At 64.0% G+C, this 8,571-nt stretch carries 10 protein-coding genes; 7 read left to right on the top strand and 3 right to left on the bottom strand.

The features are described from left to right. The first annotated feature begins 154 nt into the window (after positions 1-154). The 7 genes from C4S73_RS25950 to rpiB all read left to right on the top strand — a co-directional run bounded on the left by C4S73_RS25950 (position 155) and on the right by rpiB (position 5,318). A complete protein-coding gene (locus C4S73_RS25950) occupies positions 155-910 on the top strand; it encodes a FadR/GntR family transcriptional regulator (protein WP_200828102.1) in 756 nt (251 codons plus the stop codon). A 24-nt stretch (positions 911-934) separates the two neighbouring features. Then, positions 935-1,837, top strand: coding sequence for an NAD(P)-dependent oxidoreductase (locus C4S73_RS25945; protein ID WP_103875485.1), 903 nt, complete (start codon positions 935-937; stop codon positions 1,835-1,837). Between the two features lie 18 nt (positions 1,838-1,855). Continuing rightward, on the top strand, positions 1,856-2,539 hold the full coding sequence (locus tag C4S73_RS25940; protein WP_103875484.1) for an amino acid ABC transporter permease: 684 nt from the start codon (positions 1,856-1,858) through the stop codon (positions 2,537-2,539). Between the two features lie 10 nt (positions 2,540-2,549). Further along, positions 2,550-3,218 (top strand): amino acid ABC transporter permease, encoded by a 669-nt coding sequence (locus tag C4S73_RS25935; protein WP_103875483.1) that lies wholly within the window; start codon positions 2,550-2,552, stop codon positions 3,216-3,218. A 19-nt stretch (positions 3,219-3,237) separates the two neighbouring features. After that, complete coding sequence (locus tag C4S73_RS25930; RefSeq protein WP_425290380.1) at positions 3,238-3,975, top strand: amino acid ABC transporter ATP-binding protein; 738 nt, start codon at positions 3,238-3,240, stop codon at positions 3,973-3,975. Positions 3,976-4,008: 33 nt separating this feature from the next. Beyond that, entirely contained in the window at positions 4,009-4,803 is a 795-nt protein-coding gene (locus tag C4S73_RS25925; RefSeq protein ID WP_103875481.1) for a transporter substrate-binding domain-containing protein, read from the top strand. A 68-nt stretch (positions 4,804-4,871) separates the two neighbouring features. Then, on the top strand, positions 4,872-5,318 hold the full coding sequence (gene rpiB, locus C4S73_RS25920; RefSeq protein WP_103875480.1) for a ribose 5-phosphate isomerase B: 447 nt from the start codon (positions 4,872-4,874) through the stop codon (positions 5,316-5,318). 90 nt (positions 5,319-5,408) lie between these two features. On the opposite strand, the gene C4S73_RS25915 is transcribed toward rpiB, so the two are convergent. The 3 genes from C4S73_RS25915 to C4S73_RS25905 form a co-directional block, all read right to left on the bottom strand. After that, the gene (locus C4S73_RS25915; RefSeq protein WP_103875479.1) at positions 5,409-6,419 is read right to left on the bottom strand and encodes an amino acid ABC transporter substrate-binding protein; all 1,011 of its coding nucleotides are present in this window, start codon (positions 6,417-6,419) and stop codon (positions 5,409-5,411) included. Positions 6,420-6,573: 154 nt separating this feature from the next. Then, positions 6,574-7,374: an aldolase gene (locus tag C4S73_RS25910; RefSeq protein WP_103875478.1), complete on the bottom strand. Its 801-nt coding sequence runs from the start codon at positions 7,372-7,374 to the stop codon at positions 6,574-6,576. A gap of 30 nt (positions 7,375-7,404) precedes the next feature. Then, positions 7,405-8,568: an amidohydrolase gene (locus C4S73_RS25905; RefSeq protein ID WP_103875496.1), complete on the bottom strand. Its 1,164-nt coding sequence runs from the start codon at positions 8,566-8,568 to the stop codon at positions 7,405-7,407. Positions 8,569-8,571 lie beyond the last annotated feature (3 nt).

Raw genomic sequence — 8,571 nt, 5'->3', positions numbered from 1 at the left:
TTGCGCTCCGGCTTGGTCCGTTGGCTCGCCAATCCCAGACGAACCCGATGCCAGCAGGCGCGCCAGCCTCTCCATCACAACTGCACGCAGGAAGCCCCACCCCGCTTGACCGATCGGCCATCGCGTGTACCTTGGTATGACCAAGGTAGGATCAATGACGACCGAGATCGAAATCACGCGACTGGGGGAGAGCGGCGGCAAGGGCTTCGAGAAGGTGTTCGCCTTCTTGCGCGAACGGCTACTCGCCGGCTCGCTGCGCCCAGGCGACCGCCTCATTCCCGAACGCGATCTCGCAGCGCAGCTCGGCGTGAGCCGTCCGATCCTGCGCGAGGCGCTGCGCGCCCTGACCGTGCTCGGCGTCGTCGAAATACGCGACCGGATCGGCACCGTCGTGCGCCGGCCTGACGTCTCCGTCCTCAACGACTTCTTCACCTTCGCGCTCGCCCAGCAGGCGGACATCATCGACGACGTCATGCAGGCGCGCATCGCGATCGAGTGCCAGGCGATCCGGCTGGCGGCAGAGCGCGCCACGGTGGCCGATCTCGAAATCCTGCAGCGCGCTCTGGCCCGCATCGTCGAGACGATCGAAGACCCCGAGGCGGGCGGCATTGCCGATTTCGAATTCCATCGCGCCGTGGTGGCGGCGGGAAAATCCGAGACGCTGAACGTCCTCTATCAGTCGATGTCCGGCATTCTGCAGCGCTCGCATCGCGGGCGGCGCGATCTGCTCGAAGTCTTCGACACGATGAAGAGCTACCTGATCGACGACCATCGCCGGATCTTCGACGCCATCGTGGCGCGCGATCCCGAACACGCGGAGAGGGTTCTGCGCGACCATTTTGCGATCGGCGACGATTTTCGACGCCGCGCCGCGATCGGGGAAGGAGTGCGCCGCACCGCCTCCCCCTGACTTCCAATCAAAAGAGAAAAGACCATGGGACGAAACGATCAATTGGGTACCGTCGGCTTCATCGGCCTCGGCACCATGGGCCGCGAAATGGCCCTCAACCTGCTCAAGGCCGGCTATCGTGTATGCGTTTATGACGTCGTCGAGGCGGCTATTGCCGATCTCGTCGGGCACGGCGCGGAACCGGCATCGAGCCCGGCCGACGCCGGACGTGACGCCGACATCGCGATTGCGATGCTGCCCGATACACCTGAGGTCGAAGACGTCGTCTACGGCAAGGACGGGCTGCTGACATCTCCGCCGCGCGGACGCCTCTTCGTCGATATGAGCACGATCTCGCCGGTTGCGAGCCGGCGCATTCATGCCGATCTGGCAAATGTGGGCGTCGCCGCCATCGATGCGCCCGTCTCGGGCGGTCCTGTTGGCGCCAAGAATGCGGCCCTGTCGATCATGGCTGGCGGCGAGGCCGACGCTTTCGCCCGGGCAGAGCCCTTCTTCCGCGCCATGGGAACGACGATCACCCATGTCGGCGCGGCCGGCGCGGGCCAGACCGTCAAGCTCTGCAACCAGTTGATCTGCGGTATCAACATCCAGGCGATCTGCGAAGCCCTGGCGCTCGGACGCGCATCGGGTATCGATCTCGAGCAATTGCGCAACGTGCTTCTGGGCGGCTCGGCCGCATCCTGGATGCTCGACCGGCTCGGCCCCGCAATGATCGCGGGCGACACGGCCGCCGGTTTCCGCATCGACCTGATGCTGAAGGATCTGCGCCTCGTCCAGGAACAGGCCCTGTCCCTGTCTGTGCCCCTGCCCGCCACCGCGCTGGTGACGAACCAGTATGTCGAGGCGCGCGCGCATGGCGAAGGCACCAATGGCAATCAGGCGCTCTTCAAGGTCTACGACCGCATGACCAACCAGGCCGCGACCTGACGGCGAGGGGGCAGCGGAATGAAGCTCAACCTCGATTTCGGCGTCGTTCTGGAGCGCTGGCCGGCTTTCCTCGATGGCGCCGTGATGACGCTGCAGCTCGCGGTGATCGCCACCCTGCTCGGGGCAGCCATCGGCGCTGTCGGCGCTGTCTGCCGGCGCAGCCGGAACAGGCTCGCTGCGGGCATCAGCGACATCTATGTCGAGACCATCCGCAATACCCCGTTGCTCGTACAGATTTTCCTCGTCTATTTCGGCCTCGCAAGCATGGGGCTGAAATTCTCGGCCTTCACGGTCGCGGCGGTCGCGCTGACCATCAATGTCGGCGCCTACACGACCGAGATCATGCGCGCCGGCTTCGACTCGATTCCCCGCGGACAGATCGAGGCGGCCGAAGGGCTCGCGCTCTCGCGCCTGCAGATCTACTGGCATGTCGTGCTCTGGCCGGCCGTCGAGCGGGTCTATCCGGCGCTGACCAGCCAGTTCGTGCTGCTGATGCTGGCGTCCTCGGTGACCTCGCAGATCTCGGCGGAGGAGTTGACCGCAGTCGCCAACTACATCCAGTCCGACACCTATCGCGCCTTCGAGACCTACATCCTCGTCGCGATCGCCTATATCGCCCTGTCGCTGATCATGCGCACCGGCTTCTGGGCCTTGGGTCTCGTCCTGTTCCCGCGCCGCCGGCGCCTCGGCACACCGCTGTGAAGGTGCTGTGATGGGCGGCTCTCTGAACGCAAACCATCTGATGTTCCTCGGCCAGGGTGCGCTCTGGACGATCGGACTATCCCTGATCGCGCTGATCGGCGGCGGACTTGCCGGCGCGGTCATCGCGCTCTGCCGGGTCTCGCCGAGCCGCTTCGTACGACTGCTCAGCGGCGCCTATGTCCAGCTGATCCAGGGCACGCCGCTGCTGGTCATCATGTTCCTGACCTATTTCGGCCTGCCGACCCTCGGTTTCTCGGTCTCGCCGCTCGCGGCAGCCAGCGCATCGCTGACGGTCTATGTCGGCGCCTATCTCGGCGAGATCTGGCGCGGCTGCATCCAGTCGGTGCCGCGCCAGCAATGGGAGGCGGCGGAAGGCCTGGCGCTCAGCCGCACGCAACGGATGATCAAAGTGATCCTGCCGCAGGCGGTCCGGATCGCCACGCCGCCGACGGTCGGGTTCATGGTGCAGATCATCAAGAACACCTCGCTGGCCTCTGTCGTCGGCTTCGTCGAGCTCGCCCGTTCCGGGCAGATCATCAACAATTCGCTGTTCGAGCCGCTGCTGATCTACGCGATCATCGCGGTCATCTATTTCGCGCTCTGTTTTCCGATCTCCCGCCTCAGCCGCAAGCTCGAGCAGCGGGGCGGCCCGGCGCGGCCAAAGATCCTGGCGGTCTGATATGCAGGAGACATCCGACATGCCGACACAAGAGCCGATCGTTGCGTTGCGCGGCGTTCACAAGAGCTTCGGCGCGCTCAAGGTGCTCGATGGCGTCGATTTCGAAGTCCAGCGCGGCAATGTGCTGGTGATCATCGGCCGAAGCGGATCGGGCAAGAGCACCGCCTTGCGCTGCATCGACCGGTTCGAGACGATCGACCAAGGCGAGATCGTGGTCTGCGGCCATCGCGTCCACGATCCCAGGCTCAACCTGCGCGCGCTGCGCCAGGACATTGGCATCGTCTTCCAGAGCTACAATCTCTTCCCGCATCTGACGCTGGAGGAGAACATCATCCTCGCGCCCTGTTCGGTGAAGGGCGTCTCCAAGAAGCAGGCCAGGGAGCAGGCGCGGCTCGCGCTCGCCCAGGTCGGGCTCGAGGACAAGCTGCATCAATATCCCGAACAGCTCTCCGGCGGCCAGCAGCAGCGGGGCGCGATCGCGCGCTCGCTCGCCATGCAGCCGAAGGTGATGCTGTTCGACGAGGTGACCTCGGCGCTGGATCCGGAACTGACCGGCGAAGTGCTCAAGGTCATCGAAGCGCTCGCTGCGGACGGCATGACCATGGTGATGGTCACGCACGAGATGGGATTTGCCAGGAGCATCGCCGACACGGTGGTGTTCATGCATCGCGGCAAGGTCCACGAGACCGGCCCCGCATCGATCCTTTCGGCGCCAGCGACCCCGGAGCTCGCTCAGTTCGTCGGCGCCGGATTCTGACCAACCAAACAAAGAAACCAGGGAGAGAAAACCATGATCGCAAAACGCCAGTCGCTTCTCGTCGCCTTCGCCGCCACCTGCCTCGTCTTCAGCGCAACGGCTTCGCGCGCCGACCTTCTCGACGATGTCATGAAGGCCAAGAAGATCCGCATCGCGACCGATCTCGCCATTCCGCCATCGGGCATGGTCGACGGCAATCTCAAGCCGACAGGTTCCGACGTGGAGACCGCCCAGCTTCTCGCCAAGGACTGGGGTCTCGAACTCGAATTCATCCAGACGACCGGCGCGACCCGCATTCCCAACGTCCAGACCAACAAGGCCGACATCATCATCTCGACGCTGTCGGTCACGCCCGAGCGCGCCAAGGTCATCGACTTCAGCAAGGCCTATGCCGCGCTGCAGTCCGTCGTCGGCTGCCTGAAGTCGCTCGACGTCAAGGACTGGCCCGATCTCAAGGGCAAGACGATCGCGGTCTCCCGCGGCACGACGCAGGACACGACCCTGACCAATATGAAGGAGCGTGAATTGAAGATCTCGCGCTATGATGACGACGCTACGATGGTGACGGCGGCGATCTCCGGACAGGCCGATTGCGTCGCCACCTCCGCGACCATCGTCAATCAGGTCGGCGTCAAGAACCCGGCGCGTATCTTCGAGCCGAAGGTCACGATCACCAATTTCGATCTCGCCGTCGGCGTCCGCCAAGGCGAGCCCAAGATGATCGAAAAGCTGAACGAGTGGATCGCCACCAACCTCAAGAACGGCAAGCTGAACGAGATCTACAAGAAGTTCCACGGCAGCGAGCTGCCGGCCGCCATGCGCAGCTGAAGCCATCAATCTCGGCGGCGCCCTGCCGGGCGCCGCTTCTTCACCGATAAGAACCGAAAGGACGTCACATGCGCCTCGTCATTGGATCCGACCATGCGGGCTGGAGTTTGAAGAACACCGTGATGGAGCACGCCCGCAGTCTGGGCCACGAGGTCCTGGACGCTGGCTCATATGACGACAAGCCGGTCGATTTCCCCGATATCGCCAGGGAGGTCACCAGCAAGGTCACCTCGGGCGAGGTCCAGCGCGGCATCATGGTCTGCGGAACCGGCGTCGGCGCGTCGATCGCGGCCAACAAGGTCAAGGGCATCCGCGCAGCCGTGTGCCATGATGTGCATTCCGCGCATCAGTCGGTCGAGCATGACGATGTCAACGTGATGTGCATCGGCGCGCAGATCGTCGGCCCCTGGCTGGCGAAGGATCTGATCACCTCCTATCTCGCGGCGGAGTTCTCAACCGACGAGGATTGCCGTCGCCGCGTCGAGAAGCTCCACGCGATGGAGGCCAATAGCTGAGCCCGAAAGGCTTTGCCCTTCGCAAAAAAAGGGAGGCTTGCGCCTCCCTTTTCCATTTGGAATCGAATGACGGGCCCGATCCCGCCGATTTCACCTGATCGGCGGCGCATAGTGCAGGCCGCCATCCTTCCACGAGGCATTGAGCCCGCGCTGGATCTTCAGGGGGCTGTCCTTGCCGATATTGCGGTCGAATACCTCCGCATAGGAGCCGACCTTCTGAACGATGCTCAAGGCCCATTCGTTCGGGAGGCCAAGCGCAGCGCCGAGCTTGCCCTCCTTGCCGACCAGCCGCAGGACGTTGGGATTGACGGTCGAACCGGCGATCTGGTCGACATTGGCCGAGGTCAGCCCAAGCTCTTCGGCGGCGTGCAGCACATGGACCGACCATCTGACGACGTTGAACCATTGGTCGTCGCCCTGCCGCACCGACGGGCCGAGCGGCTCCTTCGACAGCGTCTCGGCGAGAACGCTGTGTTTGGCCGGCTCCGTCAGCTTCGAGCGAAACGCGTAGAGCACCGAACGGTCGGAGCTGAACGCATCGCAGCGACCGGACTGGTAGGCCTGCGCGGCCTCCTCCTGCGTCGAGAAGGCGACGATCTCGTTCTTGATCCCGTTGATGCGGAAGAAGTCGGTGAGGTTGAGTTCCGTCGTCGACCCCTGATTGGTGCAGATCGTCGCGCCGTTGAGCTCCTTGGCTGTCTGGATGTCGCCGGAGCGCACCATGATGCCCTGCCCGTCATAATAGTTCACGCCGGCAAAGAGGATGCCGTTGGTGGCCTCGCGGCCCAGAGTCCAGGTCGTGGTGTTCAGGAGGATGTCCACCTCGCCGGTCTGCAACGCCGTGAAGCGCGCCACCGGGCTCAAGGGGACGATCGAGATCTTCTCAGGATCGCCGAAGACGGCCGATGCCACCGCCCGGCAGATATCGACATCGAGTCCGCGATACCGGCCGTTGCTGTCGGGAATCGAGAAGCCCGGCGTGCCCACCGTCGAGCTGCATTTGACGGTGCCGCGCTTGACCACGCTCTCCAGCGTCGTCGCTCCTGCGAGATGGGAGCCCGCAAGGCAGGCCATCGCCACCAGTCCCAATATCGTTTTCATAAGAGTCCTCCTCCTGCGCTTTGAGCGCGCTTCTTCGTCCGCCTGAAGGGCGGCCTCTCGCTGTGACGCTTCGGTCAATGCTGGGTTTTGCGTTCGGAACGCTGCAAACGCTGATCGGCGCTGAAAGGCTGCAAGCGCCCTCAGCAGGCCTGCATCATGCTTTGTAGATCGGCTCTTCGAGATCGAGGATGCGCCGGACTGAAGCCAGATGCAGGCGCCCCGACTCCGCATCCCCCTCGCGCATCTGGCGGTAGGCTGCCTCGGCGATGGCGGGGTCGACGGGGCGAACCTCGCGGCCGGTCGAAAGCGCGATCGTCTGCACCTCGCAGGCGCGTTCCAGATAATAGAGATCGTCCCAGGCCTCGGCGATCGTCGGGCCGAGCACCATGACACCATGATGCTTCATGAAGATGATATCGGCCTCACCGATGGCGGCTGCGATGCGATCGCCTTCGCGTTCGTCGAGCGCCAGGCCGTTATAGTCGTGATCGAAGGCCGTGCGCCCGTAGAACTTCAGCGCCGTCTGGCCGGCGAAGATCAGCGGATCGCCTTCCGTCATCGAGAGCGCTGTGGCGTAGGGCATGTGCGTATGGAAGGCGACGCGGGCGCGCGGCACGTTCTTGTGGACGCGAGCGTGGATATAGAAGGCCGTCGCTTCGGGCTGCCCGTCGCCGGAAACGACATTGCCGTGAAAATCGCAGATCAGCAGCTGCGATGCCGTCAATTCGCGAAAGGCATAGCCATAGGGATTGACCAGGAAGAGATCGTCATAGCCGGGAACGAGCGCCGAGAAATGGTTGCAGATGCCCTCCTCCAGCCCATATCGCGCCGCCATCCGGAAGCAGGCCGCGAGATCGCAGCGGGCCTCGTATACGGCTTCGCCATCCAGCGCGGGCTGGTTGCCCCCCGCCGTGACGGGTGCTGCTGCGGAGCTGGCATTGAGCGAATGGGCCATGGGCAATTTTCCCGTGATCGGACGATGAGTTTACGAGATGGGCAGCCGTTGACGCGCGATCGCGGCATGGAACCGCGCACCGAATATCAGGCCATCGTCGTCGAAGTCATAGGTCGGATTGTGAAGCGGAGAAGAGTTCTCGCCATTGCCGACGAATGAGAAACAGCCCGGCACATGCTCCAGGAAGCGGGCAAAATCCTCCGAGCCGGTCATCGGCTCGCGGGCCGTCGCGACCGCATCGTCACCGAAGACGCTGCGCGCGGCGACAAAAGCGTCCTGAACCAGACTCTCGTCATTCAACAACGGCACGAACTCGCGCGTGTAGGTCATCTCGGCAGTGACGTTGTAAGCAAGAGCCGTACCCGCCGCGATGATGCCCATCTGCTCCTCGATCTTCGCGCTGATCTCCGGGCGGAAGCTGCGGGCGTCGCCGAGGATGCGAGCAAGACCCGGCAGGGCGTTGCGGGTGCCATCGGTCAACAGTTCGGTCACCGAGACGACGCCGATATCCGTCGGGCTCAGCCGGCGCGAGACGATGCTCTGGAGATTGGTGACGAGCGCGCAGGCCGCAACCAGCACCTCATTGCCCATTTGCGGGCGCGCCGCATGGCCGCCGACGCCCTTGAGCACGATCTCGAAATTGTCCTCGGCCGACATGATCGGCCCCGCTTTGGTCTGGAACCGCCCGACGGCCATTCCAGGCTGGTTGTGCAGCCCGAAGATTTCCTCGAACGGATAGCGTTCGAGCAATCCGTCGGCGAGCATGGCGAGCGCGCCCTTGCCCCATTCCTCCGCCGGTTGGAAAATGAAGCGCACGGTGCCGTCGAACCCGCCTTCCTTCGCCAGCATTTTCGCAGCTCCGAGCAGCATCACCGTGTGCCCGTCATGCCCGCAGGCATGCATGACGCCAGGCGTCTGCGAACGATGCGCATGATCGCCCTGCTCCGTGATGCGCAGCGCGTCCATATCGGCCCGCAATGCGATCGCCCGGTTGCCCGTGCCGCATGTCAGCGTGCCGACGACACCGGTGCCCCCGATGCCTTCCGCGATATCGGTCAGGCCGAACTCGCGCAGCTTGGCGGCAACGAACGCAGCCGTCTGTTTCTCCTCAAACCCATGCTCGGGCGCGGCATGCAGCCGGCGGCGCCAACCGGTCATCTCGGCCTGGAGAGCGTCGTGATCGAATTCGGCCATCTT

Origin of the sequence: Allobosea lathyri (assembly GCF_900108245.1) — a bacterium.
In the GTDB taxonomy this organism is placed as follows: domain Bacteria; phylum Pseudomonadota; class Alphaproteobacteria; order Rhizobiales; family Beijerinckiaceae; genus Allobosea; species Allobosea lathyri.
Note: the sequence above shows the minus strand (reverse complement) of the source record. Positions and strands in the feature narration are given on the sequence as shown.

Excerpts from the sequence above, each read along its gene's own strand:
- C4S73_RS25915 (WP_103875479.1), bottom strand. The coding sequence starts at position 6,419 with ATGAAAACGATATTGGGACTGGTGGCGATGGCCTGCCTTGCGGGCTCC.
- C4S73_RS25950 (WP_200828102.1), top strand. The coding sequence starts at position 155 with ATGACGACCGAGATCGAAATCACGCGACTGGGGGAGAGCGGCGGCAAG.
- C4S73_RS25905 (WP_103875496.1), bottom strand. The coding sequence starts at position 8,568 with ATGGCCGAATTCGATCACGACGCTCTCCAGGCCGAGATGACCGGTTGG.
- C4S73_RS25945 (WP_103875485.1), top strand. The coding sequence starts at position 935 with ATGGGACGAAACGATCAATTGGGTACCGTCGGCTTCATCGGCCTCGGC.
- rpiB (WP_103875480.1), top strand. The coding sequence starts at position 4,872 with ATGCGCCTCGTCATTGGATCCGACCATGCGGGCTGGAGTTTGAAGAAC.
- C4S73_RS25910 (WP_103875478.1), bottom strand. The coding sequence starts at position 7,374 with ATGGCCCATTCGCTCAATGCCAGCTCCGCAGCAGCACCCGTCACGGCG.
- C4S73_RS25925 (WP_103875481.1), top strand. The coding sequence starts at position 4,009 with ATGATCGCAAAACGCCAGTCGCTTCTCGTCGCCTTCGCCGCCACCTGC.
- C4S73_RS25930 (WP_425290380.1), top strand. The coding sequence starts at position 3,238 with ATGCCGACACAAGAGCCGATCGTTGCGTTGCGCGGCGTTCACAAGAGC.
- C4S73_RS25935 (WP_103875483.1), top strand. The coding sequence starts at position 2,550 with ATGGGCGGCTCTCTGAACGCAAACCATCTGATGTTCCTCGGCCAGGGT.
- C4S73_RS25940 (WP_103875484.1), top strand. The coding sequence starts at position 1,856 with ATGAAGCTCAACCTCGATTTCGGCGTCGTTCTGGAGCGCTGGCCGGCT.